This is a genomic window from Streptomyces sp. NPDC005791, from assembly GCF_042871485.1.
In the GTDB taxonomy this organism is placed as follows: Bacteria; Actinomycetota; Actinomycetes; order Streptomycetales; family Streptomycetaceae; genus Streptomyces.
On the sequence record NZ_JBIAIP010000005.1, the window covers coordinates 323,250 to 340,409 of the forward strand.

At 74.1% G+C, this 17,160-nt stretch carries 6 protein-coding genes; all 6 read left to right on the top strand.

Translation table 11 applies throughout. The annotated features are described in order from the left end of the window. The first annotated feature begins 18 nt into the window (after nt 1–18). The 6 genes from ACFYSH_RS13135 to ACFYSH_RS13160 all read left to right on the top strand — a co-directional run bounded on the left by ACFYSH_RS13135 (nt 19) and on the right by ACFYSH_RS13160 (nt 17,159). On the top strand, nt 19–1,587 hold the full coding sequence (locus ACFYSH_RS13135; protein ID WP_359478486.1) for an AMP-binding protein: 1,569 nt from the start codon (nt 19–21) through the stop codon (nt 1,585–1,587). After that, entirely contained in the window at nt 1,584–3,110 is a 1,527-nt protein-coding gene (locus ACFYSH_RS13140; protein ID WP_388752262.1) for an AMP-binding protein, read from the top strand. The genes ACFYSH_RS13135 and ACFYSH_RS13140 overlap by 4 nt, the downstream gene beginning before the upstream one ends. After that, nucleotides 3,107–4,345: a type III PLP-dependent enzyme gene (locus ACFYSH_RS13145; RefSeq protein ID WP_359478459.1), complete on the top strand. Its 1,239-nt coding sequence runs from the start codon at nt 3,107–3,109 to the stop codon at nt 4,343–4,345. Before ACFYSH_RS13140 ends, ACFYSH_RS13145 begins: the two co-directional genes overlap by 4 nt. Next, complete coding sequence (locus tag ACFYSH_RS13150; RefSeq protein ID WP_388752263.1) at nt 4,345–4,794, top strand: cobalamin-dependent protein; 450 nt, start codon at nt 4,345–4,347, stop codon at nt 4,792–4,794. The genes ACFYSH_RS13145 and ACFYSH_RS13150 overlap by 1 nt, the downstream gene beginning before the upstream one ends. Further along, nucleotides 4,791–6,074 carry a methylaspartate mutase gene (locus tag ACFYSH_RS13155; RefSeq protein ID WP_388752265.1) on the top strand — a complete coding sequence of 428 codons (1,284 nt, stop codon included), beginning with the start codon at nt 4,791–4,793 and terminating at the stop codon, nt 6,072–6,074. Before ACFYSH_RS13150 ends, ACFYSH_RS13155 begins: the two co-directional genes overlap by 4 nt. Before the next feature lie 270 nt (nt 6,075–6,344). Beyond that, nucleotides 6,345–17,159 carry an SDR family NAD(P)-dependent oxidoreductase gene (locus tag ACFYSH_RS13160; protein ID WP_388752267.1) on the top strand — a complete coding sequence of 3,605 codons (10,815 nt, stop codon included), beginning with the start codon at nt 6,345–6,347 and terminating at the stop codon, nt 17,157–17,159. Nucleotide 17,160: the final 1 nt, after the last annotated feature.

Here is a 17,160-nt window from a genome sequence, read left to right on the forward strand (position 1 = left end):
GACTCCGTGGACCCCACCGTGGACGGAGCCCTGTCCGGACGGTTCCTGCGCGGGCTGGCCGTGGCGCCCGACCGGCCCGCGCTGCGCGCCGACGGCGCCGCTCTCACCTACCGCGAGCTGCACGAGCGGGCCCTCCTGCTCGCCGGTTCCCTGCTGTCCGGCCTTCCCGGCCGGCCGCCCGCCGTGGGCGTGCTGGCCGGCAAGGGACCGTCGGCGTACACGAGCCTGCTGGCGGGCCTCTACAGCGGGGTCACCGTCGTCCCGTTGCAGCCGGCCTTCCCCGCCGCCCGTACCCGGCAGATGATCGAGGCCGCCGGCGTGAGCGTCCTGCTCGCCGACGACGAGGCCCTGCCCGCGCTGACCGCGCTGCACGAGGACGGTGTCAGCCTGCCCACCCTGTTCGCCCCCGGCGGGCAGCCGATGCCGGAGCTCGCCGTCGACCCCGACGGCGCCCTGAAGACACCGATGCCCGTCCGCCCGGACGACATCGCCTACGTACTGTTCACCTCCGGCTCCACCGGACGGCCCAAGGGCGTGCCGGTCACCCACGCCAACACCGCGCACTACTTCTCCCTGCTCGACGAGCGGTACGACTTCGGCCCCGAGGACGTCTTCTCGCAGACCTTCGACCTCAACTTCGACTGCGCGATGTTCGACCTGTTCTGTGCCTGGGGCGCCGGAGCCACCCTGGTACCGGTCCCCGCGCGGGCCTACGCGCGTCTGCCCGAGTTCGTGGCCGAGCAGGGGATGACCGTGTGGTTCTCCACCCCCAGCGCGATCACCCTGGCGCGGCGTACCGGCGGCCTCGCCCCCGGGGCCCTGTCGACGCTGCGCCGGAGCTTCTTCGCGGGGGAGGCGCTCAGCTCCCGGGACGCCGAGGACTGGGCGGCCGCGGCGACCGGCACGGTGCTGGAGAACCTCTACGGACCGACCGAACTGACCATCACCGTCACCGCGCACCGATTCCAGCCGGGCAGCCGGCACCTGCACGGCATGGTGCCGATCGGCGCCGTGCACGGGGGCCACGCGGTCCTGCTGCTCGACGCCACCGGCGCGCCGAGCACCACCGGCGAGGGCGAACTGTGCATCGCCGGACCCCAGCTGACCCCCGGCTACCTGGACCCGGCCGACGACACCGGACGCTTCCTCGAACGGGACGGCCTGCGCTACTACCGCACCGGCGACCGGGTACGCGGCACCGACGGCGACGGCCTGCTGTACCTGGGCCGGCAGGACGCCCAGGTGCAGGTGCACGGCATCCGGACGGAACTGGCCGAGGTCGACGCCGCGGCACGCACCTGCCCGGGCGTCGAGGACGCGGTGACCGTCGCCGTCCCCGTGGACGGCACGGTCGAACTCGCCGTCTTCCACACCGGCGATCCCGTGCCGCCCGCCCGGCTCGCCCGTCACCTGCGGGACCTGCTGCCGGCCGCGGTCGTCCCCCGGGCGTACCACCACCTGAACGCACTTCCGCTCAACCCCAACCGCAAGACCGATCGCAGGAAGCTCACCTCCCGCGCCACGGCCCTGCGACAGCAGCCCGCCGGAGCCGGGAACAGGACCGAAGGACGGCAGGAGTCGCAGTGAACGGTCAACCGACAGCGCACGCCCGCACAGACGCCCGGGTGCACGACCTGCTCGACGAGGCCACCGCAGAGCACCCCGACGCGGCGGCGGTCGCCGACAGCACCGGGCGATGGACCTACCGGGAGCTCACCGCCTGGAGCCATGCCGTCGACGCGTGGCTCCAGGCCCAGGGCATCGGCCACGGCGACCGGGTCCTGGTGCAACTGGCCAGCACCCGCGAGCTGGTCGCCCTGCTGTACGGCACCGCCCGCCGCGGCGCCGTCCTCGTCCCCGTCAACACCGGCATGAAGGACTACCACCTCGGTGCCGTCGTCGAGAACTCCGAGCCGTCCCTGGTGGTCGTCGCCGACCCCGCGGTGGCCCGGGTCTCCGCGCTCGCCGGGCAGGTCCCCGTCCTCGGGCTGGACGAGGTCTGGCAGGCGGTCACCGATCTGCACGGCAAGGAGGCCCGGGGCGACGGCGCCCCCGTCCACAGCGACGACCTCGCCGTCCTCGTCTACACCTCCGGCTCCACGGCTGCGCCTAAGGCCGTCGTCTGCCCGCACGGTCGGATGGTCTTCGCCACCGAGGCCATCAACCTCGAACTCGGCTACCGCCCCGACGACGTGGTCTTCTGCCGCTTCCCCATCTCCTGGGACTACGGCCTCTACAAGGTGCTGCTCACCGCCGCCGGCCGCAGCGAGATCGTGCTCGCCGACGGTGAGTCCGACCTGGTGCTGCTGCGCCGCATCCGGGAGACCGGGGCCACCGTCGTCCCCATCGTGCCGTCCCTGGCCACCATGATCTGCGCCCTGGCCGAACGCGAACCGCGGCAGGACTCCACCGTCCGCATGTTCACCAACACCGGCGCCGCACTGCCGAAGCCCACAGCGGACGGGCTCCGCGCGGCCTTCCCCGGATGCGAGGTGGTCATCCAGTTCGGCCAGACCGAGTGCAAGCGCGTCTCCGTCCTGCCACCGGACCAGCAGGACGCCCGGCCGGAGTCGGTCGGCCGCCCGCTGCCCGGCACCCGGGCCTTCGCGGTCGACGTCGAGGGCAACCAGCTGCCGCCCTGGCAGACGGGGGAGATCGTCGTCGAGGGCCCCCACGTCATGCCCGGCTACTGGCGCGCGCCGGAGCAGACCGCACGGGCCTTCCGGCCCGCGCCCGACGGCGGACTGAGGCTGCACACCGGCGACTTCGGACACGTCGACGAGGACGGATTCCTGTACTACGAGGGCCGCAGGGACGACATGTTCAAGCACAAGGGCGTCCGCATGAGCACCACCGAGATCGAGGCCGCGGCCGTGGACGTACCCGGGGTCCGCGCCGCCGCGGTCCTGCCGCCCGCCCCCGGACGCGACCTCGCGGTGTTCGCCGAAGGCGGCATCGACGCGCACGTGCTGCTCAGGGAACTGTCCCTGCGGCTGGAGCCCGCCAAGGTGCCCGGCGTCAGCCGTGTCGTCGACGAACTTCCCCTGACCGCGCACGGCAAGCACGACCGCAAGCAGCTCGTCAGCCTCCTGGAAGGAACCACGCCGTGACCGGCACCACCGACCTCGCCCGGCGCTTCGGCACCCCCTCCTACGTCTACGACCTGGACCGGGTCGCGGAGGCGCGGGACGACCTGTTCGCCGCGCTGCCCGACGAGGTCGCCGTCTACTACGCGGCCAAGGCCAACCCGCACCCCGAGGTCCTGCGCGAGATGCGGGCCGGCGGTCCCCGCGTCTGCCGCGCGGAGATCAGCTCCGTCGGGGAGCTCGACGCCGTCCTGCGGGCCGGCTTCGAGGGCGACGAGATCCTGTACACCGGCCCCGGCAAGACCACCGAGGAGCTGGCCGAGGCCATGACCCGGGGCGTGCGGACGTTCTCCGTGGAGTCGCCCGGCGACCTGCGGCACGTCGGCGAGACGGCCGTGCGGCTCGGTATCACCGCCGACTGCCTGATCCGGGTCAACAATCCCACCGGAGCCGCGGCCACCAGCATCCGCATGACCGGAGTGCCCTCGCAGTTCGGCTTCGACGGTGAGACCCTGGCCGGCCTCGCCGCCGAACTGCGCGACGTACCCGGCACCACCCTGGCCGGACTGCACTTCTTCCCGCTGAGCAACGCCAAGGACGAGGCGAGCCTGATCGCCGAGTTCCGGCACACCATCGCCACCGCCGCCGCACTCCAAGGCGAACTGGGCGTCGACTTCCGCATCGTCGACCTCGGCGGCGGATTCGCCGCACCGTACGCGGTGCAGGGACAGCGGCCGGTCTACGGCGAACTGCGTGACGCCCTGTCCACGTCGCTCGACGAGCACTTCCCCGGCTGGCGCGACGGCGCCCCGCGCATCGCCTGCGAGTCGGGACGGTACCTGGTCGCCGACAGCGGAACCCTGCTCACCAGCGTCGTCAACGTCAAGGACAGCCGCGGCACCCGCTACGTCGTCCTCGACGCCGGCATCAACACCTTCGGCGGCATGTCCGGTCTCGGCCGCATCCTGCCGGTCTCCATCGAGCCGCACGAGTCCGTCGGCACCGACGGCGTTCCGGCCCACCTCGCCGGACCGCTGTGCACACCTGGCGACCTGCTCGGACGACAGGTCCCGCTGACCGACCCGGCCCCCGGAGACCTGCTGACCGTCCCCAACGCCGGTTCCTACGGGCCCACCGCGAGTCTCCTGATGTTCCTCGGCAGGCCCGCCCCCGCGGAGATCGTCGTCCGCGGGGACGACCTCGTCTCCGTCTCCCGCATCGAGCACACCCGAACCTACGAACACGGACAGGCCCTGTGATGAGCAATCCCCTCACCCCCACCCCCGGCGACCAGCCCGTGCTCGTGGCGGGCGGCATCTCCGACTCGCACACCTGGAACCTGGTCTACCTCCAGCTCCTCATCGAGGAGCACGGCCACCGCGTGGTCAACCTCGGCCCCTGCGTCCCCGAGGACCTCCTGATCGCCGAGGCCCTGGCGTGCGACCCCGCGATGGTCGTGATCAGCAGCGTCAACGGGCACGGCTACCACGACGGCATGCGCACCGTCACCCGGCTGCGTGAGCACCTCGGCCTCGGCGGCGTGCCCGTCGTCATCGGCGGCAAGCTCGGCATCGCCGGGCCCTGCGGCGAGGAGGAGACGACCGCACTGCGCGCCGCGGGCTACGACGCGGTGTTCGAGGACACCGCAGAAGGAGTCGCGGCCTTCCGCCGGATGCTCGACGCGCTGCCCCAGCGGGCCCTGGTGTGACCGGTGCCGGATTCGGCGCGTTCGTGCGCCGGGCCCACGACGCCGGCCGGCTGGTGGTGCAGCCCCGGATGGGAATGAGCAGCCCGCAGCGCATGCGCGCCGGGCTGCTCGCCACCCGGGACGCCGACGCGACGACCGTCGGCACCCTCACCCTGGACAGCTACACCCGCGTCGGAGACCTGGATTCGGCACAACTCGCCGTCCTCGAAGGGGTCGACCTCAACGGCTATCCGCTGGTGAGTCACGAAACGGCCACCACCCGCCGGGTCCTGGACCGCATCCACGGCCCGCGGTTCCCGGTGCAGGTGCGGCACGGCTCGGCCGCGCCCCAGCACATCTTCCGGGCGCTGACAGCCGTGGGACTCGACGCCTCGGAGGGCGGGCCCGTCTCCTACTGCCTCCCTTACGGCCGGGTCCCGTTGCGCGAGTCCGTCGCCCACTGGACGGAATCCTGCGAACTGTTCGCCGCACTCCGTGAGACCGGCGCCGAACCGCACCTGGAGACCTTCGGGGGATGCGTGCTCGGCCAGCTCTGCCCGCCCGGCCTGCTCGTCGCGGTCAGCGTGCTCGAGGCGATGTTCTTCCGCAGTCACGGAATCCGGAGCGTTTCGGTGAGTTACGCCCAGCAGACGAATAGGCGTCAGGACTCCGAAGCGGTGGCCGCGTTACGCAGTTTGTGCGCGCGTTTCCTTCCGGACACCGAATGGCACGTAGTCGTCTACGCGTACATGGGATTGTTCCCGGAAACCGAGTCGGGTGCCCGTCGATTGCTCGCGCAGGCCGCCGAACTGGCCGTCGAAACCGGATCCGAGCGGCTGATCGTGAAAACCGTCGCCGAATCCCGTCGCATTCCGTCGGTGGCGGAGAACGTGGCCGCCCTGGAATACGCGGCCGCGGTTGCCGAGCGCACCGCCCAGGACCCCTTGGAAGGGACCGTGACGGAGACGTACGCCGAGGCGTACGCGCTGGTCGACGGGGTGCTCAACCTGGCGGACGACCTCGGCACCGCACTGCTCAGAGCGTTCGCGGAGGGCCGGCTGGACGTGCCCTACTGCTTGCACCCGGACAACGCGGGACTGAGCCGGAGTTACATCGCCGAGGACGGCCGGCTGCGCTGGTCGGACGTGGGAAACATGCCGCTGTCCGGCGTCACGGACGCCCGCACGGCCCACACCGTCACGTCCACGGAACTGCTCGATTCCCTGTCCTACGTCCGGCGTTCGTTCGACCACGACATCCCCCCGAAGGCGGAGGACCAGCCCTTGGGGCCTCTCGTCTGAATCATGCTGGGCTCGCAGGGTCCGGCACCGCACCTCGCAGCGTTTTCGTCGATCGACAACGCTCCGCGTTGCCTCGATTCTCCGCCTTGCGATGCCTCCCACAGCCTGAACGGTGTGAAAGGTGCCCCCAGCACCAAACCCTGCTCCCTGATCCAACCTGCTTCGAACGAAAGACCCTAGGGGTACCTAAGGGTGTGGCCGTTCCGGGGTTCGTCATTACGGTAAGAAAAAAGGTGGAAAACGGTGTCGGTCGAAGGTGGAGATGCGTGGATGAACGGGCCCGGAGCCGAATCAGCCCTGGCGCGAATGCTCGCCGAGGCCGCACCGACACAGCACCGCAGACTGGTGACGGATCTGGTGCGCACCGCCGTGACCGAGGCGGTCGAGGCGGCCCGGCCGGGCACCTCGCGGACGCTGGACCCTTCTGTACCGCTGGCGGAGCAGGGACTCGACTCGCTCGCGGCGGTGGACCTGCACCGGAGGCTGACCGAACGGACCGGGCTCGACCTGCCCGTCGGCCTCGCCTACGACTGCCCCACCGTGCGCGACCTGGCCGACCGGCTGCTGGCCGGGAACCGGTCCGCGGACGAGGCACCGCCTGAGCCGGCCGGTGCCGGTGACGGCCGCGCCGACGAACCCGTGGCGATCGTCGGCATCGGCTGCCGCTTCCCCGGCGGCATCGAGACGCCGGCCGACCTGTGGCGCCTGCTGGCCGACGGCGGCGAGGTCCTCTCGGAATTCCCCCAGGACCGGGGCTGGGACCTGAAGCAGCTCTTCGACGAGGACCCGGACGTCCCCGGCAGCTCCTACGCCCGCACCGGCGGATTCCTCGACACGGCCACCGAGTTCGACGCCGAGTTCTTCGGCATCAGCCCGCGCGAGTCGATGGCCATGGACCCGCAGCAGCGGCTCATCCTGGAGACCTCCTGGCTGGCCCTGGAGGACGCCGGCATCGACCCCACCACGCTGCGCCGCACCGCGGCCGGCATGTTCTTCGGGGCCGAGGTGCAGGAGTACGGCCCGCGCCTGCACGACGCGCCGGACGGACTCGACGCCCATCTGCTGGCCGGCAACGCCTCCAGCGTCATCTCCGGCCGCGTCGCCTACGTGCTGGGCACCGAGGGACCGGCGGTCACCGTCGACACCGCATGCTCCGCCTCCCTGGTCGCCGTCCACCTGGCCTGCCGGTCACTGCTGCAGGGCGAGTCCTCGCTGGCACTGGCCGGAGGGGTGGCGGTGATGGGCGGACCGGGCGTCTTCACCGCGTTCAGCAGACAGCGCGGTCTGTCCGCCGACGGCCGCTGCAAGGCCTTCGCGGCCGCCGCGGACGGCACGGGCTTCGCCGAGGGCGTCGGTGTCCTCGTCCTGGAGCGGCTCTCCGACGCCCGACGCAACGGCCACCAGGTGCTCGCCGTCGTACGGTCCTCCGCCGTCAACCAGGACGGTGCCTCCAACGGGCTCACCGCCCCCAACGGCACCGCACAGCAACGGCTGATCCGCCGGGCGCTGGCCGTCGCCGGACTCGGCCCCGCCGACGTCGACGTGGTGGAGGCGCACGGCACGGGGACCCGCCTCGGCGACCCCATCGAGGCGACCGCGCTCCTGGCCACCTACGGACAGGGCCGCCCCGAGGGGGCCCCACTGCTGCTCGGCTCGGTCAAGTCCAACCTGGGGCACACCCAGGCCGCGGCGGGTGTGGCCGGTGTCATCAAGACGGTCCTCGCCATGCGGCACGGTCGGATTCCCGCGACCCTGCACGTCGACGCCCCCACCCCGCACGCCAACTGGACCTCCGGCAGCGTGGAACTGGTCACCGAGCCGAGGCCCTGGCCGACGACCGGCCGCCCCCGCCGGGCCGGAGTCTCCTCCTTCGGCGTCAGCGGCACCAACGCACACGTCATCCTGGAGCAGCCGGACTCCGCCGACCTCCCCGAGGACCCGGACGGTGCCCAGGCCCCGGACGTGGAGGCTCCGCAGGCCGCCCACGAGGCCGTGGCGGACGCCGCCCCGGTCCCGCTCGTCTTTCCGCTGTCCGCCCGGGGCGAGGCCGCCCTGCGGGCCCGCGCCGCCGACCTGCTGCCGCTGGCCGACACCACGGAACCCGCCGACCTGGCCCACGCTCTGGCCACCTCCCGCGCGGCGCTGCCCGACCGTGCCGTCCTCGTCGCCGCCGACCGGGACGAGCTGCGGGAGGCGCTCACCGGCGTGGCATCGGGCAGCACCCCCGTCACCGGGCGGGCGGGCGGTGAACTCGGCTTCCTGTTCACCGGGCAGGGCAGCCAGCGGCTGGGCATGGGCCGTGAACTCGCCGCCGCCTACCCCGCGTTCGCCGATGCCCTCGACGACATATGTGCCCACTTCGACCTCCAGCTCCCGAAGCCGCTCAGGAGCGTCCTGTTCGCCCCGCCGGACACACCCGACGCGGAACTGCTGCACCGCACCGAGTACGCGCAGCCCGCCCTGTTCGCCGTCGAAGTCGCCCTCCACCGACTGCTGGAGAGCTGGGGGATGCGGCCGGACCACCTCGCCGGGCACTCCGTCGGCGAGATCGCCGTCGCGCACGTGGCCGGGGTCCTCTCCCTGCAGGACGCCACCATCCTGGTCGCCGCGCGCGGCCGGCTCATGCAGCGGCTGCCCGAGGGCGGCGCCATGGTCGCGGTCCGCGCCGGCGAGAGCGACGTCGCGCCGCTGCTCACCGAGCGCACCGGCATCGCCGCCGTCAACGGCCCCACCTCCGTCGTGATCTCCGGCGACCTGGACGACGTGGAGCGCATCGCCGGCGAACTCGCCGCGCGCGGGCACGACACCAAGCGCCTGAGGGTGAGCCATGCCTTCCACTCACCGCTGATGGAACCGATGCTGGCCGAGTTCCGCCGGGTCGCACAGGTACTGGACTACGCCGAACCCACCGTGCCGGTGGTGTCCACGGTGACCGGCGCCCCCGTCGGCAGCGAACTGTGCGATCCCGAGTACTGGGTGGAACACGTCCGTGCCCGGGTCCGCTTCCACGACGCCGTGCGGTGGCTCGCCGACGCCGGTGTCCGGACGTTCCTGGAGATCGGCCCCGACGCGGTGCTGACCGCCATGGGGCCGGACTGCACGGACGTGCCCGGCACCGCCTTCCTGCCGGTACTGCGGCGCGATCGTCCCGAGGCCCGTGAGGCCGTCACCGCGCTCGCCGCGGCCCATGCCCGCGGCGTCCCCGTCGACTGGACACGGCACCACGCCGGCCAGGACGCACGCCCCGTCGCGCTGCCCGGCTACCCCTTCCAGCGACGCCGCTTCTGGCTGGAACCGGGCACGCCCGCCGACGCGGTCGGCCTCGGGCAGATCGCGGCCGGGCACCCGCTGCTGGCAGCCGTCGTAGCGGTCGGCGCGGAGGGTGTCGTCCTGACCGGGCGCCTCTCCACCCGCACCCACTCCTGGCTCGCGGACCACGTGATCGCCGGCCGCGTCCTGATGCCGGGCACCGCCTTCGTCGAGCTCGCCCTGCGGGCCGGCGACCACGTCGGCGCCACCGCCCTGGAAGAACTCACCCTCGGCGCACCGCTGGTGCTCGCGCCCGACGAGCACGTAGCCGTCCAGGTGGCCGTCGGCGAACCCGACGACGCCGGACGGCGCACCGTCTCCGTCCACTCGCGCGCCGACGAGGACGCGCCCTGGACCCGGCACGCGGCCGGTGTGCTCACCGACACCGCCCCACCTGCCGCCACCACCGAGCCGGGCGCGTGGCCGCCGCCGGACGCCGAACCCCTGGACACCACGGAGGTCTACGCGGACCTCGCCGACGAGGGATACGCCTACGGGCCCGTCTTCCAGGGCCTGCGTGCCGCCTGGCGGCACGGCGAGCACATCCTCGCCGAGGTCGCCCTGCCCGAGGACGCCACCGCCGACGCGGCGCGCTTCGGACTCCACCCCGCGCTGCTGGACGCCGCGCTGCACGCCGCCGACCTCGGTGCCCCGCCGCGCGGCGAGGTGCTGCTGCCGTTCGCCTGGACCGGCGTACGCCTGCACGCCACCGGCGCCTCCGCCCTGCGCGTACGGATCACCCGTGGCGACGGCGACACCATCGGTCTTCACCTCACCGACACCACCGGCGCCCCCGTCGCCGAGGTCGAGGCCATGACCTCTCTGCCCGTACCGGACACCGACGTCCTGTACGCCGTGCAGTGGGCGCCGCACCCCAGGCCGGCGACCACCGCGCCCCTGCGCACCGCCGTCCTCGACGGCGCCCCGGCCGGCCCGCCGCACGACGGTCCCGCCGAAGACGTGCTCGCCGACGCCGTGGACGCGCTGCTCGACGCTCCCGCGCCGGACGCCGTGGTGTACCGCCCGGCCGGCCCGGCGGGTGCCGACGCCGTCGAGGCGCGCGCCCACGTCCTGGACGTACTGCGCCTGCTGCAGACCTGGCAGTCCGACGAACGGGCGGCCGGCACCCGTCTCGTCCTCGTCAGCGCGCCCGGCAGCCCCGCCCACGCCGCGATGCGCGGCCTCGTCCGCTCCGCACAGGCCGAGAACCCCGGCCGTTACGTCCTCGTCGAACACGACGGCCTGCCCTCCGAGGCCGAGCTGCGCCAGGTGCTCGCCACCGGCGAACCCGAACTCTCCCTCGCCGGCGGACGGTTCGCCGTCCCCAGGCTCGCCGTCGAAGCGGCCGCCGCACCCCGGCCGGCAGGCGACTGGGGGACTGTCCTGATCACCGGTGGCACCGGTGGCCTCGGCGCCCTCCTGGCCCGCCACCTGGTACGCGCCCACGGAGTGCGCCGCCTGGTCCTCGCCGGACGCCGAGGGCACGCCCCCGAACTGCACGCCGAACTGACCGCGCTGGGCGCCGAAGTGACCGTCGCCGCCTGCGACGTCGGTGACCGGGAGGCCCTGCGCGGTCTGCTGGCCCGGCATCCGGTCGACTCGGTCGTCCACGCTGCCGGCGCCGTGCGCGACGGCATCGTCGAGAGCCTCACCGACGACATGGTCGACGAGGTCTTCCACGCCAAGGCCGCAGGTGCCTGGCACCTGCACGAACTCACCCTCGACCGGGACCTGTCCCACTTCGTGCTGTTCTCCTCGCTCGCCGCCGTCCTCGACGGACCGGGCCAGGGCAACTACGCAGCCGCCAACGCCTACCTGGACGCTCTCGCCGCCCACCGCGCGGCGCGGGGACTGCCCGCCACGGCCCTCGCCTGGAGCCTGTGGGCCACCGGCACCGGCATGGGCGCCGCACTGGACGCCGCCGCCGTGGAGCGCGTGGCCGCGTACGGCGTCCCCGGGCTGTCCGCCGAACACTCCTTGCGGCTCTTCGACGCGGCCGTCCGCTCCGGCAGCCCGCACCTCGTCCCCGTGGAGATCGACGCCGTCGCCGTACGCCGCCGGCCCGACGGCCCGCCGCCGCTGCTGAGCGCCCTCGTCCGCCCCGTCGCCCGCCGGGCCGCCGCCCACACCGCGCCCCACCAGGAGCGGCGGATGGCGGAACTGCCCGCCGCCGACCGGGAACGCGCCCTGCTGGACCTGGTCCGCACCGAGGTGGCCGGGGTGCTGCGGCACGACTCCCCGTCAGCCATCGACCCCGGGCGGGCCTTCACCGAACTGGGCTTCGACTCCCTGGCCGCCGTCGAACTGCGCAACCGGCTCAACACCGTCACCGGACTGCGGCTGCCGGCCACCCTCGTCTTCGACCACCCCACCTCCCGCGCCCTGGCCGATCACGTCCGAGACGCCCTCTTCGGCACCTCGCGGCCGACCGGCGAGCCCGCCGCCGGTCCGCGCCCCGCCGACGGGGACGATCCCGTCGTCATCGTCGGCATGGGCTGCCGCTATCCCGGTGGCGTCCGTTCCCCGGAAGACCTGTGGCGCCTGGTCGCCGACGGTGTCGACACGGTCGGCGACTTCCCCGCCGACCGCGGCTGGGACACCGACACCCTGTACGATCCCGAGCCCGGGACCCCTGGCCGCACCTACACCCGCGAGGGCGCCTTCCTCTACGACGCGGCCGACTTCGACCCCGGCTTCTTCGGCATCGGCCCTCGCGAGGCCACCGCCATGGACCCGCAGCAGCGCCTGCTCCTGGAGGTCTCCTGGGAGGCCCTGGAGCGCTCCGCCATCGACCCGGCGGCCCTGCGCGGGTCACGTACCGGCGTGTTCGCGGGCGTCATGTACCACGACTACGGAACCTGGCTGACCGAGGTCCCCGACGACCTCGCCGCCTACCTCGGCAACGGCAGCCTGGGCAGCGTCGTCTCCGGCCGGGTCGCCTACGCCCTCGGCCTGGAGGGCCCGGCCGTCACCGTCGACACCGCCTGCTCCTCCTCGCTCGTCACCCTGCACCTGGCCGCCCAGGCACTGCGGCAGGGCGAGTGCGACCTCGCCCTGGTCGGCGGCGTCACCGTGATGTCGACCCCGGACACCTTCGTCGACTTCGCCCGGCAGCGCGGGCTGGCCGCCGACGGCCGCTGCAAGTCGTTCGCCGAGGCGGCCGACGGCACCGGCTGGGGCGAGGGCGTCGGCATGCTCGTCGTCGAACGCCTCTCCGACGCACGCCGCAACGGCCACCGGGTGCTGGCCACGGTGCGCGGCTCCGCCGTCAACTCGGACGGGGCGTCGAACGGCCTGACCGCTCCCAACGGCCCCTCCCAGCAGCGGGTGATCCGCGCCGCGCTGAGCGCCGCCGGGCTGACCCCGGCCGACGTCGACGCCGTCGAGGCGCACGGCACGGGCACCACGCTCGGCGACCCGATCGAAGCCCAGGCGCTGCTGGCCACCTACGGCCAGGAACGGCCGGACGACGAGCCGCTGTGGCTGGGCTCGGTCAAGTCCAACATGGGGCACACCCAGGCCGCCGCCGGGGTCGCCGGCATCATCAAGATGGTCATGGCGATGCGGCACGGCACCCTGCCGCGCACCCTCCACGTCGACGCGCCCTCGACCCAGGTGGACTGGACGGCGGGCGCGGTGCGGCTCCTCACCGACGAGCGGCCCTGGCGTGCCCCTGACCGGCCGCGCCGCGCGGGGGTCTCCTCCTTCGGGATCAGCGGCACCAACGCCCACGTCATTCTGGAGGAGTTCACCGGCGGCGAGCCGGAGAGCGCGGATCCCGACCCGGCCACCCTGCCGCCCGTGCCCGTCCTCGCCGTCTCCGCGCGTTCGCCCGAGGCACTGCGCGGCCAGGCCGCCCGACTGAGGGACCTGACCGGTACCGCACCCGCGGACCTCGGTCTGGCCCTCGCCACCACCCGCGGCACCCACCCGCACCGCGCCGTCGTCCTGGCCACCGACGAGCGGCGGACCGCCGAAGCACTGGACGCCCTGGCCCGCGGACACGAGGCACCCGGCCTGCTCGTCACCGGCGCCGCCACCGACGGCACCCTCGCCCACCTGTTCTCCGGGCAGGGCGCCCAGCGGCCCGGCATGGGCCGCGACTGGTACGACACCTACCCCGTCTACGCCGAACACTTCGACCGCGCCGCCGAGCTCTTCGCCAAGCACCTGGAACGGCCGCTCGCCGAGGTGGTCCTCGGCGACCACCCCGACGTACTGGAGCAGACCGCCTACACCCAGGCCGCCCTGTTCACCACCCAGGTCGCCCTCCACCGCCTGCTGGAGTCCTTCGGAGTGCGGCCCGCCTGGCTGGCCGGCCACTCCGTCGGCGAGTTCGCCGCCGCGCACGTCGCGGGGGTCTGGTCACTGCAGGACGCCGTGACCGCCGTCGCGGCACGCGGCCGGCTCATGCAGGCGCTGCCGGCGGGCGGCGCGATGATCGCCGTACAGGCCTCGGAGGACGAGGTGACGCCGCTGCTGGACGAGCGGTGCGGCATCGCCGCCGTCAACGGCCCACGCGCCGTGGTCGTGTCCGGCGAGGAGGACGCCGTCACCGCCGTCGCCGCGCACTTCACCACCACCCGGCGGCTGCGTGTCTCGCACGCCTTCCACTCACCCCGCATGGAGCCCATGCTGGAGGAGTTCCGCCGGGTCATGGCGGCCCTCCCGGCCGCGGAACCGGTCCTGCCGATCGTCTCCACCCTCACCGGGGTCCAGGCCACGGCCGCCGAACTCGGCTCCGCCGACTACTGGGTGCGGCACGTACGCCAGACCGTGCGCTTCGCCGACGCCGTGGGGACACTCGCCGCGCAGGGCGTCGACACCTTCCTCGAACTGGGCGCCGCACCCGTCCTGACGGCCCTGGGCCCGGACTGCCTCCCCGACAGCGAGGGAACCGACTTCGTCCCCACGGCCCGCAAGGACACCGCCCAGGTCCCCGGCCTTCTCGCCGCGCTGGCCGCGGTGCACACCCGGGGCACGGACGTCGACTGGTCGGTCCTGTACGACGGTTACGCGGGACGCCGCACCGAACTCCCCACCTACGCCTTCGAGCACCGCCACTACTGGCTGCCCACGACCACCGCCAGGGGCGACGCCGCCGGACACGGCCTCGCCGCCGCCGACCACCCGTACGTCAGCGCCCGCCTGGACCTGCCCGGCGACGCCGGACTGCTGCTCACGGGACGGATCTCCACCGCCACCCACCCCGTGCTCAGCCAGCACGCCGTGCTCGGCTCCGTGCTGGTACCCGGCGCCGCCCTGGTCGACCTCGCCCTGCACGCCGGCCGGCTGACCGGCCGGCCCGTCCTGGAGGAACTCACCCTCCAGGCCCCGCTGGCGCTCCCCGGGGACCACGCCGTACGTCTCCAGGTCGCCGCGCGGCCCGACGGTTCCGTGGAGATCCACTCCCGGGCCGAGAACGCCCACGAGGACGAGGGCTGGACACGGCACGCGACCGGTACCCTCACCGGCGCCGGCGCCCTCACCGGCACCGTGGAGGCAGGCGCCTGGCCGCCACCGGGCGCCGTCCCGCTCGACACGGACGGCCTCTACCCGCGCCTGCACAGCGAGGGCTACGACTACGGCCCCGTCTTCCGCGGCGTACGGGCCGCCTGGCGGCTCGGCGACACCGTCCTGGCCGAGCTGGAACTGCCCGCCGACGCCCGGCAGGACGCCGCCCGGCACACCCTGCACCCCGCGCTGCTGGACTCCGCCCTGCACGCGACGTCCCTCACCGGCGAAGACCCCGGCGAGGACACGCCCGCCGGTACGATCGCCCTCCCCTTCGCCTGGACCGGCGTCACCGCGCACGGCCGGGGGGCGCTCACCGCACGCGTCCGTGTCACCCGGGGGGAGGACGGCACCCGGCTCGACCTGACGGACACCGAGGGCAGGCCGCTGGCCACCGTCGAGTCCTACGTCACCCGGCCCGTCACCGCCGACCGGCTCACCGGACGCGCGCGTTCCCTCTACGTCACCGAGGGGGAACCGCTGCCGGACTCCGCCGGGCGGCCGGAGCGCCGGACCTGGGCCGTGCTCGGCCCCGACGACGCCGGCCTCGGCGCCCCCGCCCACCCCGGCCTGGCCGCGGTCGACGGCCCCGCGCCCGACGTCGTCGTCCTCCCGGTGCGCGCCCCGCACACCGACGGGGAGCAGCTGCCGGAGATCGTGCGCACCACGCTGGAAGCGACACTCCCGACCGTCCAGGAGTGGCTGGGCGACGAACGGTGGGCCGGCTCGACGCTGATGGTGCTCACCGCCGGAACCCTCGCCGACGCCGCCGTGCACGGGCTAGTACGGGCCGCACAGGCCGAGGACCCGGGCCGGATCGTCCTCGTCGGCCGGCCCGGCCCCGACAGCTCCGTACCGGACCGCGCCGCACTGGCCGCCGTCCTCGACTCCGGCGAGCCGGAGGTGCTGTGGCGGGACGGCCGGGCCCACGCCCCGCGCCTGACGCGCGTCGTGGAACCGGACGCCCCGCGCGCCGCCCGCCCCTGGGGCACCGTCCTGGTCACCGGCGGCACCGGAGGCCTCGGCGCCCTGCTGGCCCGCCACCTCGTCACCCGGCACGGCGTCACCCGCCTGGTCCTGGCCGGCCGACGCGGGCCCGACGCCCCCGGAGCAGCCGAACTGGCCCAGGAACTGGCCGCCCTGGGCGCCCGTACCGACGTCGTCGCCTGCGACGTCGCCGACCGGACGGCACTCGCCGCACTGCTGGCCGCGCACCCCGTCGACAGCGTCGTGCACACCGCCGGCGTCCTCGACGACGGGCTGGTCCCCTCGCTGACCCCCGAGCGTCTGGACACCGTGCTCCGGCCCAAGGCGGACGCCGCCTGGTACCTGCACCAGCTCACCCTCGACCGGGACCTGGCCCACTTCGTCCTGTTCTCCTCGGCCGCCGGCACCATCGACGCCGCGGGCCAGGGGAACTACGCCGCCGCCAACGTCTTCCTCGACGCCCTGGCCGCCCACCGCGCCGCCCTGAACCTGCCCGCCACCGCGCTCGCCTGGGGCCTGTGGGCCGGCGGCGGCATGGGAGCCGGCCTCGACCGGGACGACGTCCAGCGGATCGAACGGTCCGGCATCGGCGCGCTCGACCCGGCAGAGGGCCTCGAACTGTTCGACGCGGCCCTGGAATCGGGGCTCCCCGCCCTGGTGCCGGTCCGGCTGGACACCGCCGCCCTGCGCCGCCGCGGTGACGACGTACCCCCCGTGCTGCGCACCCTGGCCGGAGTCACCGCCCGCGCGGCGCAGGACGACCGGATCCGTACCCTCGGGGAGCGCCTGGCCGGGCTGCCGGAGGCCGACCACGGGCACACCGTGCTCGAAGCGGTCCGCACCGAGGTCGCCGCGATCCTCGGCCATGACGGCCCCGCGGCGGTCGACCCCCGGCGCGCCTTCACCGAGCTGGGATTCGACTCACTCGCCGCGGTCGAACTGCGCAACCGGCTGAACGCCGTCAGCGGACTGCGCCTGCCCTCCACCCTCATCTTCGACTACGCCACCCCGACGGCCCTCGCGGACCACCTGCTCGACCGGCTCGCCCCGGACTCCGGCCCGCAGCCCGCCGAACCGAGGGCCGACGACGAGGTGCGGGACCTCATCGCCCGGATCCCGGTCGCGCGGATCCGCCAGGCGGGACTGCTCGAAGGGCTGCTGAAACTCTCCGCGCCCGCACCTGCCGAGGCCGCCGCCGAGCCGCCCATGGACATCAAGTCCATGGCCGTCGCCGATCTGGTGCGCGCCGCCCTCAACCGCAGCAGCCCCGAATGAC